Annotated in this window: 26 protein-coding genes and 1 tRNA gene; 16 read left to right on the forward strand and 11 right to left on the reverse strand. The window is 60.2% G+C overall.

Annotation, left to right across the window (positions count from 1 at the left end):
* Window positions 1-268: 268 nt before the first annotated feature.
* The 4 genes from SYN9616_RS0109980 to SYN9616_RS0109995 all read left to right on the forward strand — a co-directional run bounded on the left by SYN9616_RS0109980 (window position 269) and on the right by SYN9616_RS0109995 (window position 2,384).
* Window positions 269-532, forward strand: coding sequence for a hypothetical protein (locus SYN9616_RS0109980; RefSeq protein WP_028952946.1), 264 nt, complete (start codon window positions 269-271; stop codon window positions 530-532).
* Window positions 474-1,226: an ABC transporter ATP-binding protein gene (locus tag SYN9616_RS0109985; protein ID WP_028952947.1), complete on the forward strand. Its 753-nt coding sequence runs from the start codon at window positions 474-476 to the stop codon at window positions 1,224-1,226. The genes SYN9616_RS0109980 and SYN9616_RS0109985 overlap by 59 nt, the downstream gene beginning before the upstream one ends.
* A 16-nt stretch (window positions 1,227-1,242) precedes the next feature.
* A tRNA-Asn gene (locus tag SYN9616_RS0109990) sits at window positions 1,243-1,314 on the forward strand.
* Window positions 1,315-1,592: 278 nt separating this feature from the next.
* Window positions 1,593-2,384 (forward strand): response regulator transcription factor, encoded by a 792-nt coding sequence (locus SYN9616_RS0109995; protein WP_028952948.1) that lies wholly within the window; start codon window positions 1,593-1,595, stop codon window positions 2,382-2,384.
* Between the two features lie 25 nt (window positions 2,385-2,409).
* On the opposite strand, the gene SYN9616_RS0110000 is transcribed toward SYN9616_RS0109995, so the two are convergent.
* The 3 genes from SYN9616_RS0110000 to SYN9616_RS0110010 are packed head-to-tail and all read right to left on the reverse strand — an operon-like array spanning window position 2,410 to window position 6,268.
* The gene (locus SYN9616_RS0110000) at window positions 2,410-3,348 is read right to left on the reverse strand and encodes a DNA polymerase III subunit delta' (protein WP_028952949.1); all 939 of its coding nucleotides are present in this window, start codon (window positions 3,346-3,348) and stop codon (window positions 2,410-2,412) included.
* A complete protein-coding gene (tmk, locus tag SYN9616_RS0110005; RefSeq protein WP_028952950.1) occupies window positions 3,345-3,974 on the reverse strand; it encodes a dTMP kinase in 630 nt (209 codons plus the stop codon). Before tmk ends, SYN9616_RS0110000 begins: the two co-directional genes overlap by 4 nt.
* On the reverse strand, window positions 3,971-6,268 hold the full coding sequence (locus SYN9616_RS0110010) for a cation-translocating P-type ATPase (RefSeq protein WP_028952951.1): 2,298 nt from the start codon (window positions 6,266-6,268) through the stop codon (window positions 3,971-3,973). The genes tmk and SYN9616_RS0110010 overlap by 4 nt, the downstream gene beginning before the upstream one ends.
* 125 nt (window positions 6,269-6,393) lie before the next feature.
* On the opposite strand from SYN9616_RS0110010, the gene SYN9616_RS0110015 reads away from it, so the two are divergent.
* On the forward strand, window positions 6,394-6,864 hold the full coding sequence (locus SYN9616_RS0110015; protein WP_369791942.1) for a photosystem I assembly protein Ycf3: 471 nt from the start codon (window positions 6,394-6,396) through the stop codon (window positions 6,862-6,864).
* A gap of 103 nt (window positions 6,865-6,967) precedes the next feature.
* On the opposite strand, the gene SYN9616_RS0110020 is transcribed toward SYN9616_RS0110015, so the two are convergent.
* Together SYN9616_RS0110020 and radA are read right to left on the reverse strand one after the other, a co-directional pair.
* The gene (locus SYN9616_RS0110020; protein WP_028952953.1) at window positions 6,968-7,486 is read right to left on the reverse strand and encodes a hypothetical protein; all 519 of its coding nucleotides are present in this window, start codon (window positions 7,484-7,486) and stop codon (window positions 6,968-6,970) included.
* Between the two features lie 353 nt (window positions 7,487-7,839).
* Window positions 7,840-9,234 carry a DNA repair protein RadA gene (gene radA, locus SYN9616_RS0110030; RefSeq protein ID WP_028952954.1) on the reverse strand — a complete coding sequence of 465 codons (1,395 nt, stop codon included), beginning with the start codon at window positions 9,232-9,234 and terminating at the stop codon, window positions 7,840-7,842.
* A 90-nt stretch (window positions 9,235-9,324) separates the two neighbouring features.
* On the opposite strand from radA, the gene rpaB reads away from it, so the two are divergent.
* From rpaB to SYN9616_RS0110055, 5 genes are read left to right on the forward strand one after another with little or no spacing between them, the layout of a single operon-like run.
* A complete protein-coding gene (gene rpaB, locus SYN9616_RS0110035) occupies window positions 9,325-10,071 on the forward strand; it encodes a response regulator transcription factor RpaB (RefSeq protein ID WP_028952955.1) in 747 nt (248 codons plus the stop codon).
* Window positions 10,052-11,368, forward strand: coding sequence for a phosphate acyltransferase PlsX (gene plsX / locus SYN9616_RS0110040; protein WP_028952956.1), 1,317 nt, complete (start codon window positions 10,052-10,054; stop codon window positions 11,366-11,368). The genes rpaB and plsX overlap by 20 nt, the downstream gene beginning before the upstream one ends.
* Window positions 11,369-11,395: 27 nt before the next feature.
* Complete coding sequence (locus tag SYN9616_RS0110045; RefSeq protein WP_028952957.1) at window positions 11,396-12,415, forward strand: beta-ketoacyl-ACP synthase III; 1,020 nt, start codon at window positions 11,396-11,398, stop codon at window positions 12,413-12,415.
* Between the two features lie 28 nt (window positions 12,416-12,443).
* The gene (gene fabD, locus SYN9616_RS0110050; protein ID WP_028952958.1) at window positions 12,444-13,337 is read left to right on the forward strand and encodes an ACP S-malonyltransferase; all 894 of its coding nucleotides are present in this window, start codon (window positions 12,444-12,446) and stop codon (window positions 13,335-13,337) included.
* Entirely contained in the window at window positions 13,334-13,996 is a 663-nt protein-coding gene (locus SYN9616_RS0110055) for a 1-acyl-sn-glycerol-3-phosphate acyltransferase (RefSeq protein WP_028952959.1), read from the forward strand. The genes fabD and SYN9616_RS0110055 overlap by 4 nt, the downstream gene beginning before the upstream one ends.
* Here the strand turns inward: SYN9616_RS0110055 and SYN9616_RS0110060 are convergent.
* The 3 genes from SYN9616_RS0110060 to SYN9616_RS0110070 are packed head-to-tail and all read right to left on the reverse strand — an operon-like array spanning window position 13,959 to window position 15,399.
* Window positions 13,959-14,534, reverse strand: coding sequence for a YdcF family protein (locus SYN9616_RS0110060; RefSeq protein WP_028952960.1), 576 nt, complete (start codon window positions 14,532-14,534; stop codon window positions 13,959-13,961). The two genes, SYN9616_RS0110055 and SYN9616_RS0110060, sit on opposite strands and share 38 nt — an antisense overlap.
* Window positions 14,534-15,151, reverse strand: a complete 618-nt coding sequence (tsaB, locus tag SYN9616_RS0110065; protein ID WP_028952961.1) for a tRNA (adenosine(37)-N6)-threonylcarbamoyltransferase complex dimerization subunit type 1 TsaB — start codon at window positions 15,149-15,151, stop codon at window positions 14,534-14,536. Before tsaB ends, SYN9616_RS0110060 begins: the two co-directional genes overlap by 1 nt.
* A complete protein-coding gene (locus SYN9616_RS0110070; RefSeq protein WP_028952962.1) occupies window positions 15,148-15,399 on the reverse strand; it encodes a Ycf34 family protein in 252 nt (83 codons plus the stop codon). The genes tsaB and SYN9616_RS0110070 overlap by 4 nt, the downstream gene beginning before the upstream one ends.
* On the opposite strand from SYN9616_RS0110070, the gene SYN9616_RS0110075 reads away from it, so the two are divergent.
* On the forward strand, window positions 15,392-16,624 hold the full coding sequence (locus tag SYN9616_RS0110075; protein WP_369791929.1) for a CCA tRNA nucleotidyltransferase: 1,233 nt from the start codon (window positions 15,392-15,394) through the stop codon (window positions 16,622-16,624). The genes SYN9616_RS0110070 and SYN9616_RS0110075 overlap by 8 nt on opposite strands.
* A 64-nt stretch (window positions 16,625-16,688) precedes the next feature.
* Window positions 16,689-17,111 carry an RNA-binding protein gene (locus SYN9616_RS0110080; protein WP_028952964.1) on the forward strand — a complete coding sequence of 141 codons (423 nt, stop codon included), beginning with the start codon at window positions 16,689-16,691 and terminating at the stop codon, window positions 17,109-17,111.
* 35 nt (window positions 17,112-17,146) lie between these two features.
* Here SYN9616_RS0110080 and SYN9616_RS0110085 read toward each other — a convergent pair whose 3' ends face one another.
* Both SYN9616_RS0110085 and pds read right to left on the reverse strand, forming a co-directional pair.
* Window positions 17,147-18,055, reverse strand: coding sequence for a phytoene synthase (locus SYN9616_RS0110085; RefSeq protein WP_028952965.1), 909 nt, complete (start codon window positions 18,053-18,055; stop codon window positions 17,147-17,149).
* Between the two features lie 3 nt (window positions 18,056-18,058).
* Window positions 18,059-19,477 carry a 15-cis-phytoene desaturase gene (pds, locus tag SYN9616_RS0110090; protein WP_028952966.1) on the reverse strand — a complete coding sequence of 473 codons (1,419 nt, stop codon included), beginning with the start codon at window positions 19,475-19,477 and terminating at the stop codon, window positions 18,059-18,061.
* Window positions 19,478-19,580: 103 nt separating this feature from the next.
* Here pds and SYN9616_RS0110095 point away from each other — a divergent pair, with 103 nt between their 5' ends.
* Window positions 19,581-19,928, forward strand: a complete 348-nt coding sequence (locus SYN9616_RS0110095; RefSeq protein ID WP_028952967.1) for an NAD(P)H-quinone oxidoreductase subunit M — start codon at window positions 19,581-19,583, stop codon at window positions 19,926-19,928.
* Window positions 19,925-20,632, forward strand: coding sequence for a DUF3172 domain-containing protein (locus SYN9616_RS0110100; RefSeq protein WP_028952968.1), 708 nt, complete (start codon window positions 19,925-19,927; stop codon window positions 20,630-20,632). The genes SYN9616_RS0110095 and SYN9616_RS0110100 overlap by 4 nt, the downstream gene beginning before the upstream one ends.
* Here SYN9616_RS0110100 and SYN9616_RS0110105 read toward each other — a convergent pair.
* Window positions 20,629-21,582 (reverse strand): LysR family transcriptional regulator, encoded by a 954-nt coding sequence (locus SYN9616_RS0110105; protein ID WP_028952969.1) that lies wholly within the window; start codon window positions 21,580-21,582, stop codon window positions 20,629-20,631. The two genes, SYN9616_RS0110100 and SYN9616_RS0110105, sit on opposite strands and share 4 nt — an antisense overlap.
* 78 nt (window positions 21,583-21,660) lie before the next feature.
* Here SYN9616_RS0110105 and SYN9616_RS0110110 point away from each other — a divergent pair, with 78 nt between their 5' ends.
* Together SYN9616_RS0110110 and SYN9616_RS0110115 are read left to right on the forward strand one after the other, a co-directional pair.
* Window positions 21,661-22,395 carry an NnrU family protein gene (locus SYN9616_RS0110110; RefSeq protein WP_028952970.1) on the forward strand — a complete coding sequence of 245 codons (735 nt, stop codon included), beginning with the start codon at window positions 21,661-21,663 and terminating at the stop codon, window positions 22,393-22,395.
* A gap of 35 nt (window positions 22,396-22,430) precedes the next feature.
* Window positions 22,431-24,440 (forward strand): NAD(P)H-quinone oxidoreductase subunit 5, encoded by a 2,010-nt coding sequence (locus SYN9616_RS0110115; RefSeq protein WP_028952971.1) that lies wholly within the window; start codon window positions 22,431-22,433, stop codon window positions 24,438-24,440.
* Window positions 24,441-24,477: the final 37 nt, after the last annotated feature.

A 24,477-nucleotide genomic window follows, 5' to 3' on the forward strand; every position in this document is an offset into this window, starting at 1 on the left:
GAAGGATGCCGGACCAGCCGACAAAAACGAAGCGGTCGCGCTTGAGCCAGTCATCGAGGACGTCGAACCATCCCCGCTGTGGCGCGCGTCCTACAGCGATCGTCATGAGACGTGCTTCATGAAGCGTTACATCGTGAGCTTAGGGAGTGAATCGACCAATGGGGCGGCTCTCCGAACCTAGAGACGCAGGATGAGTAGAAATGCCCAGTTGAATCACGCCTCTATCTATCGTGCTCCGCGAAGATGGCCCTGCATTGATGAATCTGCCGTGTACATCGTCGAACTGGCCCTACGGATGAGCCCCGTTCCGGTGTCTGTACAACGCAAGGAAGCTGATGATGCCGAAGCGCTCTACCAGCAGATCCGCCAGGCGATCGAACAGAGCCAACCCCGACTCCTGGAGCTCACCTGCGAGAAGGTGGAAGGCAAGAAGGTCACGGTTCTGATCGGTGAGGTCCTGGCTGTTCAGCTTTATGAAAAAGCTTCAGCAACGGGCGGCAGCAAACGGCCTGGCTTTTCCGTTGATTCTTGATCAAGGCGGGGATGTTCGGGCAGGTGGAGAACTCAACCTCCAGCAGCTCTGCTACCGCTGGCCGAACGGCAACCAAGCCCTGCGGAACTGCAACCTGACCATCCCAAAACCAGGTCTCTGGATGCTGGTCGGCAGCAACGGCAGTGGCAAAAGCACGCTGTTTCGATTGATCTCCGGCCTGGTCCAACCGCAAAGCGGCTCGATCAGCACCCCTCACCGGGTGGCCATGGTGTTTCAGAACCCCGATCACCAGCTGCTGCTTCCAAGTTGCAGCTCGGACCTGCTGCTCGGCCTTACAAACTCCTCCACAAACAACAATCGAATCCGCTGCGTCGACGACCTGCTCGATCAACTGGGACTGAACGGTCTGGCGACGCGGCCGATTCATACCCTCAGTGGCGGCCAGAAACAACGACTGGCCATCGCTGGAGCTCTCGCAAGCGATGCCGGTCTTCTGCTGCTTGACGAACCCACCGCCCTGCTGGACCCCGAGAGTCAGCGCACGGTTCTCGATGCTGTCCACACGCTCTGCCAAAAGAGAGATCAGCCCCTAACGGCCCTCTGGATCACCCATCGCCTCGAGGAACTCGACCGGGCCGATGGAGCGGCGCGCATGCAGGACGGTCGGATCGAACCATGGCAGGACGGACCATCCCTGAGGAAGCGCTTGCAGTCCGGAAGGTCCGGCAGGTAAGTTCTCGAAGTCACATTCCTCGGTAGCTCAGCGGTAGAGCGGTCGACTGTTAATCGATTGGTCGCAGGTTCGAATCCCGCCCGGGGAGCTTCAAAACCACAGCATTAGCTGTGGCTTTTTTTTTGACAACCGAAGAAATTTGTGAATTCGGATGTCCGGAAGCGGAAGACTTCCTGAACAGCTCAAGGACGCGATTAAAGCCTGTTTCCGCGAATTCGACTGCGCGCCAGTGGATTACAGAAACGTCGAGACGACGTCACCATCCACACAAAATCTGCAGAGAGAAGAAAAGCTTGAGAGAATCCGTGCAGTGTTGAATCGTTGGCTCCCGCTCTCCGTTCTTCCTTTCACCCCGCCTTCTCATCGATGAAGCCCTGCATCCTGCTAATCGAAGACGACCGGGACATGAGAGACCTGGTGAGCGGCCACCTCGAGCACAGCGGTTTTGATGTTCAGCGCGCTGATGATGGGATCAAAGGCCAAGCTCTGGCGTTGCAATACACACCGGATCTGATCCTTCTCGATCTGATGCTTCCCAAAGTTGACGGTCTCACGCTCTGTCAACGACTGCGCCGTGATGAGCGCACAGCCAGCATTCCGATCCTGATGCTGACCGCTCTTGGCGGAACCAAGGACAAGGTGAGTGGTTTCAACTCCGGTGCTGACGATTACTTGACTAAACCCTTCGACCTCGAAGAACTTCAGGCACGCGTGAAAGCTCTGTTACGTCGCAGTGACAGAGCACCTGTTGGATCCAGCAATCACAACGAAATCCTCAGTTACGGCCCGCTCACCCTTGTCCCTGAACGCTTCGAAGCCATCTGGTTCGACAGCCCTGTTCGACTGACCCATCTCGAATTCGAACTCCTGCACTGTCTCCTGCAGCGTCATGGCCAGACCGTGGCACCGTCGCTGATTCTCAAAGAGGTCTGGGGATACGAACCGGATGACGACATCGAAACCATCCGGGTTCACGTTCGTCACCTGCGCACGAAACTCGAGCCGGATCCACGCAAGCCACGCTTCATCAAAACGGTATATGGAGCTGGCTACTGCCTGGAACTTCCCACAGGAGGCCAGCTTGATGGTCTTCAGGATGCGGTTGCCATGGCCCGGGAAGAACGGAACCTTCAGCAGGGCGATCGCGCCAGCGCCTGAGAGGCATTTTGGTTGAACTGATTCATCACTCAGTTCTCAAATCCAGCAACGCCACCTCCCAGGCCAGACGTGGTTGAACAAAGGAAAGGAGATGGCGTCTGAGGGTTTCCAGACGTCTTAAGGGCTGCTCACCAGCCCCTGAAGTCCAGAGCTGCTGTTGCCACCAGTCAATCAGCCAAAGCTGCTGCTCACCATCCAACGTCTCGCAGAGATCCCTAGCCAGAGCAAGAGCCTCCATGGGTTGATCTGGACGCTGCTTCAGACGCTGGGTGAGATCCTCGGGAAGCGCTGACCAACGCTGGCGATGATCCAGCAGGGCGCCTGGAGAGCCGGCAGCGAGCGCCAGGAGCTCTGGAGAGTCTTCAGCGAGAGCACCACATCGCTCCAGAACCTGATGCATGGCCGCTGAATCCAGTCGCAGGAATCGGATCAACTGGCAGCGGGAACGAATCGTGCTGAGCAAACGCTCGGGTGAGGCTGTGAGCAGGATCAGCAGTCCATGCCCCGGTTCCTCCAGGGTTTTGAGCAAGGCATTCGCTGCGGCTTCAGCCATGGCCTCAGCCGCCTCGATCACCACCATGCCGCGGGCGGACTCCACCGGTTGACGCGCCAGAAAGCGAGCCACTCCTCGAATCTGCTCCAGTCGCAACTGCGGTGGGGTACGGCGACTCACGCCGGCCTCCTCAGCCTCGGCCCTGGAGAGCAGACGTCCCTGATGCTGAAACGTCGGTTCCACCCAGAGCAGATCGGGATGATTGCGTTCGACAAGGCGACGGCGCTCCCGTGACGATGATCCGCCTGCCGCGAGAACCCCTTCTAGAAAGCGCAGGGCAGTCAGTCGACGCCCCACGCCATCTGGACCAGCAAAGAGATAAGCGGGAGCAAGGCGTTGCTGATCAAGAGCCGCCTCCAGAAGATCCACGGCAAGAGGCTGGCCGATCAGGTCCCCAAACAGTCCCGTCATCCGAAGCGCTGATGCAGGGATTGCTCGAGTGAACTGGTCACGTCAACGGATGCACGACTCGCATCGATCCGACACCAATCGCGCTGACCAGCCAACGTTTCGAAACCGGCGGCGACACGCTCAAGGAACGGCCGCCCCTCGGCTTCAATCCGATCGTCTTCAGACCCATGCCGTCGACGGATGCTATCTATGACGGGAAGAGCAAGCCAGAAGGTGAGATCTGGGACCAGACCAGCGGTGGCGATCCGCTCCAGCTGCTGGATCAGAGCGACATCGAGCCCCCGTCCATAACCCTGGTAAGCCAGGGTTGAACCGGAAAAGCGATCGCTCAGAACCCAGTCGCCACGGTCAAGAGCCGGACGAATCAAGGTGTCGACATGCTGTGCGCGGTCAGCGGCATAGAGCAACAACTCGGCCCTCGGGCAGGGAACCTGCTCATCGACGGTATGAAGCAGAAGCTGCCGAACCGCCTGCCCCAGAGCTGTTCCACCAGGCTCACGGGTGAGAACCAGGCCGGCACCGACGGGCATCAAACCACTGCCAGGCAACCAATCGGCAAGACGTCGAAGCTGCGTTGATTTGCCACAGCCATCGATCCCGTCGAGAACGATCAGACGACCCGTCATGCCGGGCGCAGAGCCAGAGCATTGACCACGACGGTGATCGAACTGAGCGCCATCAACAACGCCGCTAGAGGTGGTGACAGCAGCAGGCCATGGCTTGGCAGCAAGACGCCAGCGGCGATTGGAAGCGCAATCAGGTTGTAACCAAAGGCCCAGAACAGGTTCTGACGGACTTTCGCGAGGGTGCGTCGAGCCAACCGCAAGGCATCCGGAAGATTGTCAAGACGATCACCGAGAAGAACCATCCCTGCAGTGTCCTGGGCGATCTGGGTGCCAGTGCCGATGGCAATCCCGAGGTCTGCCGCCGCGAGGGCCGGGGCATCGTTGATGCCATCCCCCACCATCGCCACCGGCTGCTCAAGGCGAAGCTGCTCAAGTCGCGCCAGCTTCTGCTCCGGGCGCATCTGCCACCCGAGTTCCTCCTCGGAAAATCCAAGGCTCTGGCCGAGGCGGCGCACCGCTGACTCCCGATCACCACTGAACATCGCCAATTGCATGCCCTGGTCCCGCAATTGCTGCAGAGCCATGGACACATCGGAACGCAGTTGATCTTCAATCTCGACAAATCCGAGAATCTGGGTCCCCTCCGCAACCGCCACAACGGTGCCGCAAACCTCCTGATGCATTGAGGAATCGGCGGCATTCCAGACCAGTCCCTGGCTGGTCAACCACTCGGGACGGCCAACACACACCTCCAGATCACATCCCTCGACAACACCTCTCAGGCCTTCGCCGGCCACAGTGCGCACATCAGACACCGGAAGCAGGTCGATTTCACGGCGCTGGGCTTCCTGCAACAGGGCATAGGCCAAGGGATGTCGGCTGTTGCATTCCAAACTTGCGGCCAACCGGAGCAGATGATTCGGATCCGCAGCATGCACTGCGGTTACAAGAGGACGGCCGAGGGTCAGCGTGCCGGTCTTGTCGAAGACAACCTGCTTGACAGCTGCTGCCGTTTCAATGACATCACCACCGCGATAGAGCCAACCGCGGCGGGCCGCCAAACCCGTGGCAACGGTGATCACCGTCGGCGTCGCCAGACCCAGGGCACAGGGACAGGCCACAACCAACACGGCGATGGCGAGTTGGAGAGCGAGGCCGATGGGGGTCTCCGCACCGCTGCCCAGACCGGCGTGATGGCCATGGCCGTGAACCATGCCCGGTGACGAGGCATGCAGAACCTGAGGCCAGAGCTCAGCGCCGATCAGCCACCAGAACAAAAAGGCGGCGACGGCAAAGGCAATGACGCCGTAACAGAAACGGCCCGCCACGCGATCGGCGAGTCCCTGAATCGGAGCCCGTCGAGCCTGAGCCTGCTCCACCAAGCGGATGATCCTCGCCAGAGCGGTCTCGGAGCCCACCCTCGTGACCTCGATCACCAACGTCGACTCCAGATTGAGACTTCCCGACGCCAGCTCCTTTCCTGGCGCGGCATTGAAGGGAAGGGGCTCACCGGTGAGGCTCGACACATCCACGGCCGAGCATCCCTCCGTCACCACACCATCGACGGGGACGCGATCGCCGGCGAGGAGCTGAACGTGCTCCCCGGGACGCAAAGCACCAACGCGCACCTCACGGATGACACCATCCGCCATCAACAGCCGTGCCGTATCGGGCTGCAGCTGGGCCAGCTGCTGCAGCGCCTGACCGGTTCGAAAACGTGCCCGCTCCTCAAGGAAGCGACCGAGCAACACAAAGCCCAGCAGCATGACGGGCTCATTGAAAAAACAAGGCCAGCCAACGGACGGCCAGATCAGGGCTGCAAGGCTGGCCAGATAGGCGCTGCCAACCCCCAGTCCCACCAGCGTGTCCATGCTGGGCGCCGCAGCGCGGGCTGCTTTGAAGCCTCCGACCAGGATCGGGCGACCCGGCCCGATCAGCGCAACCGTCGCCAGGGTGGCGTGAAACGGCAGGCGACCGATCACAGGGAGAGAGAGATGGCCTGCCTCACTGAGGTGACCAAGGACAGACAGCAGCAGCAAGACAAGTGCCACCATCAACTGGCGCCACTGACGCCACCAGTTCAGCCCTTTGACATCCCCAGCAGCCACGGGGCTTGCAAGGGATTCGAGAGAGCGTTCACGGGCTGGGAACCCCCGATCGGCAAGCGCTTTCAGCACTGCTTCGACGCTCCCTTCTGAATCAGCGAGATCCAGCCAGGCGGCCCGACTCACCAGATTCACATCAGCCCTCTCGACACCAGGCTGCTCCAGCAAGGTGCGTTCCACGGAACGAACACAACCTCCGCACTTCATGCCCTCCACATCGAGGACAACCGTCTGAAGCACCGGGCTCACGAGCGAACCATGACTTCCTCAAGGCTAAGTCCGGCCACAACAGCGTCAGGATGGAGGTCAGCTAGCAATGCACCGTGCCTCGCAGCAACCGAAACGACAATTTCATCGACAAGAGCTTCACGGTAATGGCAGACCTCATCGTCAAGCTGCTGCCGATCAATGCCCGCTCCAAGGAGGCTTACGTCTATTACCGAGACGGATTGTCTGCCCAGAACGACGGGGACTACGCCGAGGCCCTGGAGAACTACGAAGAGAGCCTGAAGCTCGAGGACAACCCGACCGATCGAGGGGAAACCCTGAAAAACATGGCGATCATCTACATGTCCAACGGGGAGGAAGATCGAGCGATCGAGACCTATCTCAAGGCTTTGGAGGAAAACCCCAAGCAACCTTCATGCCTCAAAAACATGGGGCTGATCTTCGAGAAACGCGGACGAATTGCAGAAGAGGAGGGTCGACAGGACGATGCCGACCGCTGGCTGGACCAGGCAGCCGATGCCTGGACCCAGGCAGTTCGACTGAATCCTGGTGGTTACCTGGACATCGAAAACTGGTTGAAATCGAGCGGCCGCAGCAGCGTGGATGTTTACTTCTAACCAAATAGATCAGTAAAATCACTTTTAAAGCGATAATTTTTGAAGGCCGCAATAAAATTTTTGCCAAACTTGCAGATCGAGACCGACTGCAAGACCCCCGCGATTAAAGGCCCAGCTGCTTCAGACGACTTGGGTGATAAAGCCTTTTGTGATCCTCATAGATGTTCACGTCTTTCGGCGCTGTGCATATAAAACCGGACTCTCTTTGGTCATCCGCAAGATAAGACAAAATGAATAATTCCTGAGATCGCGGATCAAAGCTTTCGATTGCTTTCTCACGCTCTACAGACGAGACAAAGCCATAACCACCGTACTTCCAAAGCACATCAACATCATGATCATAATTAACATACCTGAGACCACCCAATGTCATACTCGGAATATTTAAAAAATAAACCCTCGATCCCTGATACATTAACACAATTTCCTCAAAATATAATTCGCTATAAAGCCCAATATCTGCATTTTTATCAAAGCGCAAATGCCATGAGCTAAGGGCACGAATTTTCGCATCAGGATCCGATGTCAATTCAGGCAGAACATCGACAGACCCATCAGCCTGTCTTAAATAACGGCACTCATACTGATAACTGGATTCCTGCACTGACAACTCCAAAAACATTCGATGCTCATCATTGGGCTTGATCGTTTTGAAGAGCCCAAGAATCCAGGTTCTAAGCCGAATATCGTCGTCAGTAAGAGGTGGATTAGCATCCAGATCAACGGGGGAACCTGCCGATCGGGCAGCCGAACCAAACCATGTAGCCGAACTGAATAGTCCAGATAAAAAAGAGCAAGATACAACACAAACATCTTAGAATGTTGTTGAAAAAACAACTTAATCGCAGCCACCAATCACTACACAAAACCCATGCTATTCAGCGCCTCGACATTCGCCCATGGACGCTGAGGCAGGACCATCAGATGGGTGAAGTCGGCCTCCAGATTCTGACTCGTGCGCACCAGAACAACTGATCATCCATCCGCCCTCACCTGCTCACCCAAAGCCAAGACCAACGCTTCACTGACACTCTCGGCCTCCAGCAAGGCCAGATCCAAACCTGCCGCCAGAGGTCCCAGACCACTGCCCTTGGGAACGACAGCGCGTTTGAACCCCAACCGCGCCGCTTCCTGGAGACGAAGCTCGAGCTGACCGACAGGGCGCAACTGGCCTCCCAGTCCCAGTTCACCAATCAGAACGGTGCCCGCCGGCAGGGTGAGATCGCGAAAACTGGCCACCACAGCCGCGGCCACGCCGAGATCGGCCGCCGGTTCCTCCACCTCCAATCCGCCGGCCACAGCCAAATAGCAGTCGAAACGTGACAACGGCAGACCCATGTGCTTTTCCAGCACGGCCAGGATCTGATGCAGACGATTGGTGCCGATCCCTGTGGCTGTGCGTCGCGGGCTGGCGTAGCTGGTGACGTTGACCAACGCCTGGAGATCAACCACCAACGAGCGGGTGCCCTCACAGGCAACGATTGTGGCCACCCCAGAGGCACGGGCATCACTGAGGAACAGTTCGCTGGGGTTGCCAACCTCAGCCAGTCCCCCTGCCTGCATCTCAAACAGACCCAGCTCATGGGTGGCACCGAAGCGGTTCTTCACCGCTCTCAGCAGCCGATGACTGGCAAAACGATCGCCCTCGAAGGTGAGCACCGCATCCACGAGATGCTCAAGCACTTTCGGCCCGGCCAGCATTCCTTCTTTGGTGACGTGACCCACCAACAACAGTGAGATGTTCTGGCGCTTGGCCAACCTTTGCAGCGCCGCCGCACATTCACGCACCTGACCAACCGACCCTGGAGCACTGGTCAGATTGGCGTCGTGCAACGCCTGAATGCTGTCGATGATCGCCACGGCTGGGCGGAGCGCCTCAAGCTCCTCAAGCACCAGTTCAAGATCGGTTTCAGCCAGCAACTGCAGCTCCGATGCCCCAGCGGCGAGCCGCTGCCAACGCAGTTTGACCTGCTGGGCTGATTCCTCGGCACTGACGTACAGCACCGAGCTCTGGGCCGCCATGGCCGATGCGCTCTGAAGCAACAAGGTGCTTTTGCCGATTCCTGGATCACCGCCCACCAACACCAGAGAACCGGGCACCAGACCGCCTCCGAGCACCCGGTCGAACTCCTCCGAGCCAGTCGCCATCCGCTGCAGTGGACGATCGTCCAGAGAGGCCATGGCGGTGGATCGCCGCGGAGCGGCTGCCTGGGCAGGATCTGGGCTCTCTCGACGGCGACGACCGTCCTCGCTGGGGATGGTCTGCTCCACCAACGTGTTCCAGCTGCCGCACTCCGGACAGCGTCCGAAGAACTGACGTGTCTTGGCACCACAGGCCTGACAGACGAAAAGGGAGCGGGAGCGGGGCACTGAGAACTATGAAGAAAGTTGCTGTTGAGTGAACAGAACGGGGGAACAACCTTTTATGTGTGGCGAGAAGCACTAAGCGCCACAGGCGTTATGACCACCACGGCTCCCTCTAAGGAAACAATCCTCGTGGTTGATGACGAGGCCTCGATCCGACGGATTTTGGAAACGAGGCTCTCGATGATCGGATACAACGTCGTTACCGCCTGCGATGGCACAGAAGCCCTGGAGCTATTCCCCCAGTGCGCTCCAGACCTGGTGGTGCTGGACGTGATGATGCCGAAGCTCGATGGCTATGGCGTCTGTCAGGAGCTGCGCAAGGAATCGGATGTACCGATCGTGATGCTCACCGCCCTCGGAGACGTGGCGGACCGGATCACCGGCCTGGAGCTCGGCGCCGACGATTACGTCGTTAAACCGTTCAGTCCGAAGGAACTGGAAGCCCGTATCCGCTGCGTGCTTCGCCGGGTGGAAAAGGAGCAGGTGGCAGGAATCCCCAACTCCGGCGTGATTCAGGTGTCGGATCTGCGCATCGACACCAATAAGCGGCAGGTGTTCCGTGGTGATGAACGGATCCGGCTCACCGGAATGGAGTTCAGCCTTCTGGAACTCCTGGTCAGCCGATCAGGCGAACCGTTCAACCGCGGAGAGATTCTCAAAGAGGTTTGGGGGTACACGCCGGAACGACATGTCGATACCCGCGTGGTTGATGTTCATATTTCACGTCTTCGCTCCAAACTGGAAGACGATCCGGCCAACCCCGAGCTGATCCTCACAGCCCGCGGCACCGGTTATCTGTTCCAGCGCATCATCGACTCCGTTGCCTCCGAAGGGTCCTGAGAACTCCCCGGCCGACTGGTCGCGGGGCAAAAACAGCCGGCCACGGGCCATTCGCCGCCTGGTGATCTGGTATCGGCGCAATGCCGCCGTGACCACGCTCGTCGATAGCGCCACCAGCTCGGCCACCGCGGCCGGCAATGTGGCCGGCAATGTGGCCGAAACGATGGTTTCGGGCGCGGGGACCGTCGCCAGCAGCGTTCTGCAACCGCTGGTGTTTGATCCCCTGCGCCGGCTTCAGGGCGGCAGCATCGACTCCATCGACGAGCGCGACAGGCTCTGGGTTGCCGTGGATGGCATGGGTGGTGACCATGCTCCGGGTTCCATCCTTGATGGCTGCCTGCAAGCGATTGAGCGACTACCGCTGAAGATCAAATTCATCGGCGAACGCGACAGGGTTCTGGCCGCCGCCGAGACACTGCAACTGCGTGATCAACTTCAAACGGCGATCGACAACGGTCACCTGGAACTGGTCGCCAGCGGTCCCTCGATCGGGATGAATGAAGAAGCGACAGCCGTCCGGCGCAAACGGGACGCCAGCATCAATGTCGCCATGGACCTGGTGAAGAAAGGCCAGGCTCTGGCGAGCTACTCGGCTGGCAACTCCGGAGCTGTGATGGCATCAGCCATCTTTCGACTGGGACGGCTCAAGGGAATCGATCGTCCCGCCATCGGGGCCCTTTTCCCGACCAAGGATCCCGGGCAGCCGGTGCTGGTGCTGGATGTGGGAGCCAACATGGACTGCAAGCCCGCCTACCTGCACCAGTTCGCATTGCTGGGCAACATCTACAGCCGTGACGTGCTGCAGGTGCGTCGCCCCCGCATCGGCCTGCTCAACATCGGTGAGGAGGAGTGCAAAGGGAATGACCTGGCTCTCCGCAGCTTTGAACTCCTGCGTGACGAAAAGCGTTTGCACTTCGCAGGCAACTGCGAAGGCAGAGATGTGCTGTCCGGGGAATTTGATGTTGTTGTCTGCGACGGATTCACCGGCAATGTTCTGCTCAAGTTCCTGGAATCCGTGGGCAGCGTGCTGCTTGGGGTCCTGCGGGCTGAGCTTCCTCGAGGACGTCGGGGCAAGGTGGGCTCGGCCTTCCTGCGCAGCAATCTCAAGCGCATTAAAAAGCGGCTGGACCATGCCGAGCATGGAGGCGCTCTGCTGTTGGGAGTGAATGGCATCTGCGTGATCGGCCATGGCAGCAGCAAATCCCTGTCGGTCGTCAGCGCTCTGCGACTGGCCCACTCCGCCGCCAGTCATGGCGTGATGGACGACTTGGCGGAATTGCAGAGTTGCTGTGGTTGACTGACGCCACACGTACCCATCTCCTCTTTGGTCGCGCAGCCGTTCAGGTCCGCTGGTGTGCTGCTGAGGGGCTGTGGCAGCGCCACCCCGTCCCGTTCGATCAGCAACGCTGACCTTGGCCAACGGGTCGAAACAAGCGACAGCTGGATCCGCAGCCGTACCGGAATCGCCGCGCGACGGGTGCTCGGGCCGTCGGAATCCCTAATTGATCTGTGCGCTGCGTCTGCATCCAGCGCCCTGACCATGGCGGGCTGGGAGCCCGACAGCCTCGACCTGATCCTGCTCGCCACCTCAACACCGGACGACCTGTTCGGATCCGCCCCACGACTCCAGAGTCGACTCGGTGCACATCGCGCTGTTGCCTTCGACCTCACCGCAGCCTGCAGCGGCTTCCTGTTCGCCTTGATCACCGCCGCTCAGTACCTGCGCAGCGGGGCCATGCGGCGGATCCTGGTGGTCGGTGCCGACCAGTTGAGCCGTTGGGTGGACTGGGATGACCGACGCTCCTGCGTTCTCTTCGGAGATGCCGCAGGTGCTCTGGTGATGGAAGCCTCCCCGGATGATCGGGACGACCTCAACGGCTTCCTGATGCGATCAGACGGCAGCCGTGGCGATGTTCTGAAACTGCCGCAGATCGACGAGCGGGCTCCCCTTGTGGGTGATGCAAGTCACCCGCAGGGAGGATTTCAACCGATTCAGATGAATGGCCAGGAGGTTTACAAATTCGCGGTTCGCGAGGTTCCTGGAATCCTGGACGAACTCCTGCAACAGGCCGATCTGGGAGCGGAACAGCTGGACTGGCTGCTGCTGCATCAGGCCAACCAACGCATCCTCGATGCTGTGGCTGAACGTTTCGCCGTCCCTTCAACCAAGGTGCTCAGCAACCTGGCGAACTACGGCAACACCTCAGCAGCGACGATTCCACTCATGCTCGATGAAGCGGTGCGGGACGGACGGATCCAGGCTGGCCATCGCATCGCCAGCAGTGGTTTTGGAGCCGGCCTGAGCTGGGGTGCGGCCCTGTTGCGCTGGAGCGGGCCGGCGTAACCTCCGGCACTTCTGCTGCTACGAACCGATGACGATCGCCTGGGTGTTCCCTGGTCAGGGATCTCAGAAGGTGGGGATGGCAGACCCGCTTATGGATCTCCCGACAGCGTTGGAACGCTTCAGCATCGCCTCGGAACTGCTTGGCAGGGACCTGCTGGCCATCTGCCGTGGCGTGGCCAGCAGCGCTGAAGTCAATGATCTCAACGACACCCGCAACACCCAGCCGGCCCTGTTCGTGACGGAGTCGCTGCTGGTGGACAGCCTGATCAACCAGGGGCGGGAGGCGGAGCTTCTGGCAGGGCACAGCCTCGGCGAGCTGGTGGCTCTCTACGCAGCCGGTGTTTTTGATCTGGAGACAGGTCTGAAGCTGATGAAAACCCGTTCTGAACTGATGGCCAAGGCGGGCGGTGGTGCCATGACGGCCGTGATCGGCTTCGATCGGAACCAGCTGAACGACCTGGTGGCCTCCAGCGAGGGTGTTCACATCGCCAACGACAACAGCGATGCCCAGGTTGTTCTCTCGGGTCAGCCCGATGCCCTGGACGGCATCTGCGCGAGCTTGCGCTGCAAACGTGCGATTCCTCTCGCTGTTTCAGGAGCCTTCCACTCCCCATTCATGCGTGATGCAGCCGATCGCTTTGCCAGCGAGCTGGACAAGGTTGCCTTCCAGGACGCCCGAATTCCGATCCTGAGCAACAGTGATCCAACGCCAAGCAGCAGCGGAGAGGTGCTGAAACAGCGCCTGAAGCAGCAGATGACCACCGGCGTGCGTTGGCGCGAAACGATGCAGCACTTCCAGGATGCAGGCGTCGAAACGCTGGTGGAGATCGGACCGGGCAACGTGCTGAGCGGCCTGGCCAAACGCTCGATGGCAAGCGTCACCCTGGCGCAAATCGCGAGTGCGGCGGACCTGGGGCTGTGAGCGAACCGCGTTCTGCCCTGGTCAGCCAGACCCCGAAACCGAGCCTGACGTACCAACTCGTGAGCAACTTACTGGTGTTCCCGGTCTTCCGAGGGCTGTTCCGGGGCTCGACCAGGGGGCTTGAGCATGTTCCGAGTCAGGGGCCGCTTGTGGTGGTGGCCAACCATGGCTCCCACCTCGATCCCCCACTGTTGGGCCATGCCCTCGGCAGGCCAGTGGCCTTCATGGCCAAGGCTGAACTCTTTGACGTGCCCATCCTTGGCGCAATCATTCGTGCCTGTGGGGCCTACCCCGTGCGCCGCGGCGCCAGTGACCGAGAAGCGATCCGCACCGCAACAGCAAAGCTTGAGGACGGCTGGGCCACAGGCGTGTTCCTCGATGGCACGCGTCAGGCGGATGGTCGGGTGAATCAGCCATTGCCCGGAGCCGCCCTGTTGGCGGCTCGTTCCGGTGCGCCCCTACTGCCTGTCGCCATCATCAACAGCCACCGTGCACTTGGCTCGGGCAGCTCCCTGCCTCGGCTGGTGCCAATCCAGCTGCGGGTCGGCGAACCTGTCCCCGCTCCGAGCGGCCGACGACGAGTCGATCTGGATGCCACCACTGCGGAACTGCAACGACGGATCAATTCCCTTCTGGATCAGGGACTGCTGCGTCCTTGAGATCACGACCGGTGATCACCCAGGCCACCGCCCGCAGCCAATCCCCCCAGCGTTTAACCCAAGTCTCCTCTCTGCAACTGGGCTTGCAGTCCACGGGGACGCCCGTGAGATGGATGCCGCGGCTTCCGGCCACCACCTGACCAACCGCCATCGATCGGGACAGGTGATCGGCACTGGTGACGAGCAGAACATGGCGCACATCGCGCTGCTGCAGCTCATCCACAAGGGACGTGAAATTGCCAAGCGTGTCCTGGGCCCTGTAGTCCAGCTGAACCCGCTGCGGTTCGAGCCCCTCTTCCTGCACCAGCCAGGTCGCGTACTCGCGATTGCTGCCGCCACTGATCAACAGGGGCAAATCCAATTCACCGGCGAGCTTGGCTCCCATCCGCTCGCGATCCACGTCACCACCCAGAACCAGCACAAGCTGCGGTGCACTGCGATCCAGCAATGCCTGGCGATAGGGCGCCAACGGACCCGAACTCACCATCCAGAACATCAGCCCGCCGCCGAGAAGAACGCCGGTTCGCACACCTGCCATCAGACCACTCCCACCGGCGAAGTGGGGTAGATCGGCAAGACGCTCTGCCAGGGGCAGGCCTGCCCGCGAGCGAGGGCCGTCTGCAGTCGATTCAGCAGACAGATCACATCCGCTTCGACATCGTCGTGCGCCTCCAGCACCATCGGACCAAGAGAACGACCTGGTTGGAGCAGGTGCGGGGGCTCCAGCTCCTCAACGGCGCCGTCGTTCAGCTGATATGCGCCGCCCACCACGCCGCGACGGGGGAGCTCTCGGGTGATCCAGAAACGATCACTGGGATCGGAGAGGCGCCCGCAGAGGCGTGCGGCCATCAGAGCAAAACTGCTGACGCCAACAAGAGGCACCCGAAGCTGCTGCGCAAGCGTGCGGGCCATCACCACCGTCAGCCTGGTCCCGGTGAACCCACCAGGGCCAGTCGCCACAGCGAGCCCTTGCAGGCCAGACCAACGCGGTGCTGGCAGGACGGATTCAACCCGCTTCAACAGCGTGTTTGAGAGGGCGCGACCGTCATCAAACACAGCTGGCTGAGGTAAATCGCCAACACTGGGATCCAGAACCGCCACGCCGAAACGTTCGGTTGAACTGTGAAGGGCCAACAGCAGGGAAGGGGCGCTCATCCCGGCACGGGTTCGCCTGGCCTCAACCTCAGCCAACGGCCATGATCCGGCGCAAAACTCTCACACCCGCGCACGTCCCACTCGATCCCTGCACCCCCTTCTGGCAGATCCAAAACGGACACATGAATCCGAGGAGAGGACGGCTGAAAATCGGGTGATTCATTGAGATGAACGGCCCCATGCTGGCGCTCGACCGCGTGATAGGCCTGACAGCGGTCGACCCAGCGGCAGTTCACGCAGATGCACATGCCTCCTGAAGCCGCTTCGTCCAACATTCTGGAACCAAGAGACGCGGCCAGCATTGTTTGGCAACGTCTGAACCCTGGGCAATGGCCATTGCGGCTGGAGGTCCTGCCCGATGGCACAGCCCTCGTCGGGGGCGCGGTGAGGGACGCTTTGCTCGATCGCCTGCCCAGCTGCCCCGATCTGGATCTGGTGGTCACCGGCAAAGCGTTGGCACTCACCCAACAGCTGGCGGCCTCGCTTGGTGGAACGGCCGTTGTCCTGGACGAGCGGAGGGACATTGGTCGCCTGGTGCTGCGCGGCTGGACCATCGACATCGCCCGACAGGAGGGCCAGAGCCTCCTGGAGGACCTTCGGAGACGGGACTACCGGCTCAATGCCATGGCCTTGCCGCTGCACCCCGGCGGAGAGCTTGTGGATCCCACCGGCGGCCTGCGGGATCTGCGGGAGGGCCGACTTGTCGCAGTCAGCGAAGACAACCTCAAGGACGATCCCCTGCGGCTGTTGCGAGGGCTGCGGCTGATGGCGGAGATGCGCCTCGCGTTGGACCCGCAGACCCAGATCTGGATCCGCTGCCACCGCAACCTTCTCGGCCAGTCGGCTCCGGAGCGGATCCTGGCTGAACTGGAACGGCTGGTGCGGGCGCCTCACGCTGATGGAGTTCTGCCGCTCCTTGAGGAACTGGAGCTTCTGACCACGTGGTCCGATCCCGCTGGCCAGCAACGGCCCATCCCCGGGATCAACGAGAGCGAAGGAATGACGCCTGATGAACGGGACCGAGCCCTGCCCCTGTCTCGTCTGATGCACATGCTGGGAGATCTGGGTCTGGAACAGCTGCGGGCAAGCCGACAGCTGCGTCAGCGCTGCCGAACCCTGCGTCGCTGGGTCCGTGATCTTCCGGCCGATCCCGAAACCCTCGATGAGACGAGCCGTTATCGGCTTCATTGCGAACTGGAGCAGGATCTGCCGGCCCTGATCCTTCACCTGTCGTCCAGCCAGCGGATGACCTGGATGCAGCGTTGGCGGGACCCGGATGATCCCTTGTTTCATCCAGTGGCCGCCGTCGATGGTTTAACCCTGCAGCGCGAATTGGGCATCAAACCCGGGCCGGCAGTTGGCCTTCTGCTGCAGCATCTGAAGCGAGAGAGGGCCTTCCTGCGCATCGGCAACCGTGCTTCATCCCTTAAGGAAGCGCAACGCTGGTGTGAGTCACACAGCGACCTGCTGTGATTAACTCTCTAGGTGTCAACGCTGACAGTCCGACACCGACAGATCGCAATCACCCCCTCCCTTCATGAGCATCCGCCTGTACATCGGCAACCTGCCGCAGACCTTCGACGAAAAGGAGCTGGATGCTCTGATTAAGAGCGCAGGGGAGGGAATTCGCTTCAAGGCGGTTCTCGATCGTGAAACCGGGAGCTGCCGCGGATTCGGGTTCGCCAATGTTGATGACCCGAAAGTTGCCGATGCCTTGATCGAGCAGCTGAACGGAAAAGATTTCGGCGGCAACGCGCTTCGGGTTGAACGCTCCGAACGCAAGGACAGCAGCGGCGGCAACCGTCGTGGTGGGGGTTCCGCTGGGCCACTGGTCGGTCGCAAGGCCGCGAACAAGGTTGTTCACAGCGATGCCCCTGCCGAGGAGGCACCTGACCCGCGCTGGGCTGGCGAACTCTCCAAGCTGAAGGATCTGCTGGCCAATCAGAAAACCCCGGTCTGAACCGGGCTTTTTTCAATCGATTTGAACCCGATCCCTTATCTGGACTGAGCCAGTACGAAGGATCGGGGAAGATCGGCGAATTTCGCCAGTTTGCTGACGTAGGCCCGGTGGTTGAAGACGTCGTAATCAATTCGCTCGATCGCGTCGAGAATTCCGCGATACAACCGCAGTGACGTCCAAACAGGCCAGCGGGCGTCCCTGGAGAGCCAGCGCACCCCTGCTTCCGAACGGGCAAACCATTCGCGGGCACGCTGAAGCTGGAAGCCCATGAGCTCGCGCCAGGCTGCGTTCAGGCGCCCCGCCATCAAGTCGTCCTCGCTGTATCCGAAGCGTTGTAGATCTTCCTGTGGCAGATAGATGCGCCCACGTCCTCGGTCCTCTCCGACATCCCGAAGGATGTTGGTGAGCTGATTGGCGATCCCCAGAGCCACAGCCGCATCTGAGGTGTCCGGTGCCGCACTCCAGGGAGCGGATGTGTAAGCGCCATCGACCCCCATCACGCCCTGGGTCATCAAACCCACGGTCCCTGCTACGCGATAGCAATACAAACGAAGGTCTTCGAAGCGGGGATAGCGGGTCCAGGTGAGGTCCATCCGCTGCCCCTCGATCATGTCGAGATAGGGCTGGATGTCCTGCGGAAATCGCTCGATCGTGTCGACCATCACCGCACCGAGATCGTCGTCCACATGGCCCGCAAACAGTGCACGGGTCTTGTCCTCCCAGCGATCGAGGCGGTCGGCCAACTCATCGATGGGCCGTGCCTGCGCTTCTGGGCTGTCCATCAGCTCGTCGGTGCGGCGGCACCACACGTAGATCGCCCAGATGGCACGCCGCTTGGCCAGCGGCAGCAGCAGGGTCCCCAGATAAAACGTCTTTGCCCACTCAGCTGTCTCGCGACGGCAGGCTTCGAAAGCTGCGTCGAGAGATCGAACTGCGAGGGTCATAAATCAGGCCGCAACGGGCTCGCTGACAGGGGTCGATGATGCCAGCTGATCGCGCTGCCGGTCCATTGCTTCAGCGCAGAGCTTGCCACTGAGCACAGCGCCTTCCATCGAAGCAAGGTAGCGCTGCATCGTGTAATCGCCCGCCAGGAAGAAGTTGCGGATCGGTGTGTCCTGGTCTGGACGCAGCTGCTGACAGCCAGGGGTCGTCTTGTAAACGGACAGCGGTGTTTTCACCACTTTGTACTTACGCAAGGTCGCAGGGTCGTCGCCGCCGAAGTGCATTGGAAACAGCTTGTGTAGCTCACCCATGGTGGCCTCGATGATGTCCTCGTCGCTGCGACCAATCCAGTCTTTTGCAGGGGCGAACACCAGCTCAAGCATGGAGCGATCAGGGTCTTCGTACTCCTTGCAGGTGATGCTCATGTCGGCATAGACGCTCAGCAGCGGCGAGCGGCTGAACAGCAAATGGTCGATATCGGTGAGTTTGCGGTCAAACCAGAGGTGAATGTTGATCACCGGCACTCCGCGCAGTCCATCGAGCTTGCGGAACACATCCATCTGCCTCCAAGGCTCTGGGAGAAGCAACTTGAACGGATCCACCGGCATAGCGCTGACGTAGGCATCGGCTGTGAGATCAAAACTCTCCTTCCCCTTCACGCCTCCGATGTGGAAAGCGGCAACAGAGCCGTCGGCATTGAGTTTGATTTCCCTCAAGGGACTGTCCAGGTGGACTTCCCCTCCCAGGGATTCAACGTGCCTGACCACCGGCTCACAAAGACGTTCCGGGGGAGCCCCATCGAGGAACGCCATCCGGGAGCCGTTCTTCTCCTGGAGGAAACGGTTGAGAGCAGTCAGCAACACCGTCGAGGAAATCTCATCGGGATCGATGAAATTCAACGCCTTGCTCATGGCGATGAACACCTCATCGTTGACGCGCTCGGGAATGTTGTGGATCCGCAGCCACTCCGTCCAGGAGTATTTGTCGCACTCTTCGACGTAGCCCTGCCCCCGGAGCATTGCGGGAACCAGTCCAAGACCGAAGCTGATCTTCTCCGGCCAGCTGAGCATGTCGTTGTTGCCCAGAATCGCTGCCACACCATTCACCGGAGCTGGCAGATCGGGGAAATCAAACCGGCTGTAAGTCCCTGGTTCCTCAGGCTGGTTGAAGATCATCGAGTGGCTCTTCCATTGCAGCCGGTCCTCGATATTCAGTTCTTTGAACAGCTGCAGCATGTTCGGGTAAGCCCCGAAAAAGATGTGCAGGCCGGTTTCATACCAATCGCCGTCCTCGTCCTTCCAGGCCGCAACCTTGCCGCCGAGGACATCCCGGGCCTCCACCACGATCGGCGTATGGCCGGCATCAGCCAGATATTTGGCACAGGAGAGACCTGCAAGACCGGCTCCGGCAATGGCAACACGCATGCGGCTAGACCAAAGATGAAACCAACCTTAAAAGGCTCGGATCCCGCGTCGTTGTGGATGGCTTCGTCTTCTCCTTAAAGTCGAGCCACTGTCCACCGGCGCCATGGCTGACACCCTGCTGAAGTGCACGACTCGCCACGTCCGCCTGTTCACGGCCCGAGTGGAGAACGAGGATCTGATCCCGGATCCTGATCAACTCACGTTGGATCTCGACCCGGACAACGAATTTCTCTGGACCGACAGCGCTGTTGTGTCCATCCAAACCCGGTTTAAAGAACTGGTGGAAGCCGGAGCCGGTGGAGAGCTCAGCGACTACAGCCTGCGGCGGATCGGTACGGAGCTGGAAGGGAGCATCCGGCAGCTGCTGCAAGCCGGAGAGCTCAGCTACAACCCGGATGGACGCGTGACCAATTACTCCATGGGCCTGCCTCGCACGCCGGAACTGCTGTGAACCGATCCCTCTACGGCAGAGGCCCACGGGACAGCCAGGGGCCACGAGACAGCCGGGGGCCTCGCGACAGCCGTGACCCTCGCAACAGCCGTGATCCTCGCGACAGCCGTGATCCTCGCGACAGCCGGTTCGAACGCTTCGAGCGAGACGAACGGAATCGACCTCCCTCCGGCGGCCGCCCGTCGGCCTCCGGAGGGGGCCCAGGAGGCGGACCGGGTTTCAGTTTCAACACCCTCACAGTTGCCGTTCTGGCAGGCGTGTTGATCGTCGGAATCGGGATCGGCAGTGCTGTAACCAGCACAACTGCAGGGGATCAGGGCAACATCGCCAGCAGTCAGCAGCTCGATATGTCGGTTCCTGATCCCGAGTTCTGCCAGCAGTGGGGCGCGAGCGCCTATGTGATGGACGTTGAGATGTACACAACGATGCGACCTGTTACCAGCTTCGTCACGCAGCCGGCTCTTCAGGCTGGCTGCGTGATTCGTCGTGAGAACTGGTCTGTGCTGCGCAGAGAGGGAGCGATCACTCCTGCCCAGGAAAAGGAATGCAAGCAGCGGATGAATACGTTCGCCTATATCGGCTCGATTCGCGACAAACCCATCGTGCGCTGTGTCTACCAAACCGACGTCAGCGAAAACAAATTCATCATGAAGGGAATTGCAGATGACACTGTCGGGGTCACACCGGAAGCCGACAGGTTCTAAGCGACCTGACCTTGTCGCAATGGGCTGTCTGGGCTAGCAAACACCGGCAGGACGTCCTGCCGGAATGCCGCTGATGCCCGTGAGCAGTAACGGGCTGGGTGGGTGATCAGCTTGAGCTGTCGACGAACCTGAAGATCCGCCACCACCGGGCGATGAATCGTTCCCGCCGCGAGCTCCCGCTCGACCGAGACAACAGGAACAAAGGCGGCGCCAAGTCCGGCCTGCACGGCATTTTTGATCGCTTCCAGGGAGTTCAACTCCATTTCGATGCGCAGACGCTGAATATCGAGACCGGAGCGGGCAAGCAGCTGATCCACCATCTTGCGCGTCGTTGATTGCGCATCCAGGCAGACAAAACCGAGCCTGTAGAGGTCTTCCTTGGTGAGCTCCACAAGCCTGGCCAGGGGATGCTTGACCGGCAGGACCAAAGCCAGCTCGTCGCTGGCATAGGGAACCACCTGCAGCAGTTCGTTCAGTTCCTGCGGCAGTTCCCCACCAATAATCGCCAGATCGATCTGTCCATTGGCAACGCTCCAGCCGGTACGCCGCGTGCTGTGCACCTGCAGCTGAACCGCGACATCGGGATATTTCTGGCGGAACAGACCGATCATGCGCGGCATCAGATAGGTGCCTGTGGTCTGACTTGCTCCAACAACCAGCGAACCACCTTTGAGGTTGTGCAGGTCTTCGAGTGCTCGACATGCCTCGTGACACTGGCTGAGGATGCGATCGCAGTAACTCAGCAGCAAATGGCCTGCCTCTGTGAGCTGCGCCTTCCGACCTCCTCGATCGAACAGGGAGACCTCCAGCTGCTTCTCCAGGTTCTGGATCTGGAGACTGACGGCTGGCTGCGTGACGTAGAGGCTGTCGGCAGCTTTCTTGAAACTGCCCTCGCTGACAATCGCTCGCAGAATGCGCAGCTGATCAAGCGTGAACGGCAGATCGGCCATGGTGACCTGCTCGCTCGCTGACGACTCAGCGACTGTAAGCGCCCCTCACGGAACAGAATCAACAGGCTTCACGGTTGGATGGCGATGTCGGATCAACACAGCAGTTTGGTGATGCTGCTGCTGCTGCTGTTGTTCGCAGTGATCCACAGTGGCGGTGCTGCCCTGAGAAGCCAGGCTGAAGCCCTGATCGGGGCCAGGGCCTGGCGCCTGATCTTTGCGACCGCGAGCATTCCATCAGCCGTGGTGGTGATCGGCTGGTTTCTGGCCCATCGCTATGACGGACTGCGGCTTTGGAACCTTCAAGGCGTACCAGGCATGGTGCCCCTGGTTTGGCTGGGAACAGCCATCAGCTTTCTGTTCCTTTATCCAGCCACGTACAACCTTCTGGAGATTCCAGCGGTGCTGAAACCGCAAGTGCGTCTTTACGCCACGGGGATCATCCGCATTTCACGGCATCCACAGGCGGTTGGTCAGATTCTGTGGTGCCTGACCCATGCGCTTTGGATTGGCAGCAGCTTCATGTTGGTGACCTGTATCGGACTGATTGCTCACCACCTCTTCGCTGTCTGGCATGGGGACCGACGCTTGCGCGCACGCTTCGGCGAAGCCTTTGAAGAGCTGCGATCAAGCACCTCAGTGGTGCCCTTCCAGGCCGTGCTCGATGGGCGACAAACACTGGTATGGCAGGAGTTTCTGCGACCAGCCCAGCTCGGAATCGCTGTTGCGGTGGCTGTTTTCTGGTGGTCCCATCGCTTCATCTCAAGTGCCGGTGCTCTGATGTTGCACTCCAGCCTCGAGAAACTGCTGAGCTGAGCTGCCTACACTCCGATTAACCCTGCCTGGAGCGGATGTCTTCGGCTGCTGAACTCGCTTGGCTGATCCCCCTGCTGCCGCTCCTTGGAGCGGTGATCACCGGTTTGGGACTGATCAGCTTCAATCGCACGATCAACCGACTGCGCAAACCGGTTGCCCTGCTGCTGATCTCCTGCGTCGGAGCTGCAGCGGTCATCAGTTATGCGGTGTTGGCAGGACAACTGGCTGGAGCTCCAGCTGTTGAACATCTGTTTGTCTGGGCGAGCGCCGGCAACTTCAGCCTGCCCATGGGCTACGTGGTGGATCCGCTGGCTGCAGTGATGCTGTCTCTGGTGACCACCGTCGCCCTGCTGGTGATGGTGTACTCCCACGGCTACATGGCCCACGACAAGGGTTATGTCCGTTTTTTCACCTATCTGGCGCTGTTCAGCAGCTCAATGCTGGGGCTGATTATCAGCCCGAACCTGCTTGAGATCTATGTGTTCTGGGAGCTGGTGGGCATGTGCTCCTATCTGCTGGTCGGCTTCTGGTACGACCGCGATGGTGCGGCCCACGCGGCCCAGAAGGCCTTTGTTGTGAACCGCGTCGGCGACTTCGGCCTTCTGCTCGGCATCCTTGGCCTGTTCTGGGCCACGGGCAGTTTCGATTTCCAGGGAATCGCAGACGGCCTGCAGCAAGCACTCAGCACCGGAGCGGTTCCGATGTGGGCGGCCCTGGCTCTCTGCATCCTGGTGTTTCTGGGACCGATGGCAAAGTCAGCCCAGTTCCCACTGCACGTGTGGTTGCCGGATGCAATGGAGGGCCCCACACCCATCTCTGCTCTGATCCACGCCGCCACGATGGTTGCGGCCGGGGTGTTTCTTGTGGCTCGCCTGGATCCCCTCTATGGATTGTTTCCCTCCATCCAGGCAATGATCGCCGTGGTGGGCACCATCACCTGCTTCCTGGGGGCGACGATCGCTCTCACCCAGATGGACCTGAAGAAGGGACTGGCCTACAGCACCGTGTCCCAGCTCGGCTACATGATGCTGGCGATGGGATGCGGTGCACCGGTGGCTGGCTTGTTCCACCTGGTGACCCACGCTTTTTTCAAAGCCATGCTCTTCCTTGGCTCGGGATCCGTCATCCATGCGATGGAAGAGGTGGTCGGCCATGAGCCGGCCCTTGCCCAGGACATGCGCCTAATGGGTGGTTTGCGCAAGAAGATGCCGATCACAGCCATCACGTTTCTGATCGGTTGCGTTGCGATTAGCGGAATTCCTCCCCTCGCTGGCTTCTGGAGCAAGGATGAAATTCTCGGGCAAGCGTTCAACAGCTTTCCCCTTCTCTGGCTGGTGGGCTTCATCACCGCTGGGATGACGGACTTCTATATGTTCCGCCTCTATTTCCTCACCTTTGAGGGAGAGTTCCGCGGGAATGACAAAGCCATGCAGACCCAGCTTCTGGTGTCTGCAGGCAAGAACCCCGATGAGCATCACGCCCACGGTGGCAGCGTGCATGAGTCGGCCTGGTCGATGACGGCTCCTCTCGCCGTTCTCGCAGTTCCCTCCGTCCTGATCGGGCTACTCGGCGCCCCCTGGAACAGTCGCTTCGCGGCCCTGCTCAATCCGGCCGAAGCGGTTGAGATGGCTGAGCATTTCAGCTGGGAGGAATTCCTGCCATTGGCTGGAGCATCCGTGGCGATCTCCGCAACTGGCATCACCATCGCCGTGCTGGCCTATGCCCTCCACAAACTCGACCTGGGCCAGCTGGTGGCGGCTCGTTTTCCAGTGATCAATGCCTTTCTCGCAAACAAGTGGTATCTCGACGCCATCAACGAGCGACTGTTCGTGAGAGGAAGCCGCAAACTTGCGCGTGAGGTGCTCGAAGTCGACGCCAAGGTCGTTGACGGAGTTGTAAACCTGACCGGTCTGCTGACCCTTGGAAGTGGCGAGGGCTTGAAGTACCTCGAAAACGGACGTGCCCAGTTCTATGCACTGATCGTGTTCGCAGGAGTGATCGGGCTGGTTGTGCTGTTCGGCGTCCTGGGTGGACCCATCGCTTGATCGAGCTTCTGTGTGTCATCGCCTATCGAGGTGATGA

The organism is Synechococcus sp. CC9616 (assembly GCF_000515235.1).
Taxonomy (GTDB): Bacteria; Cyanobacteriota; Cyanobacteriia; order PCC-6307; family Cyanobiaceae; genus Parasynechococcus.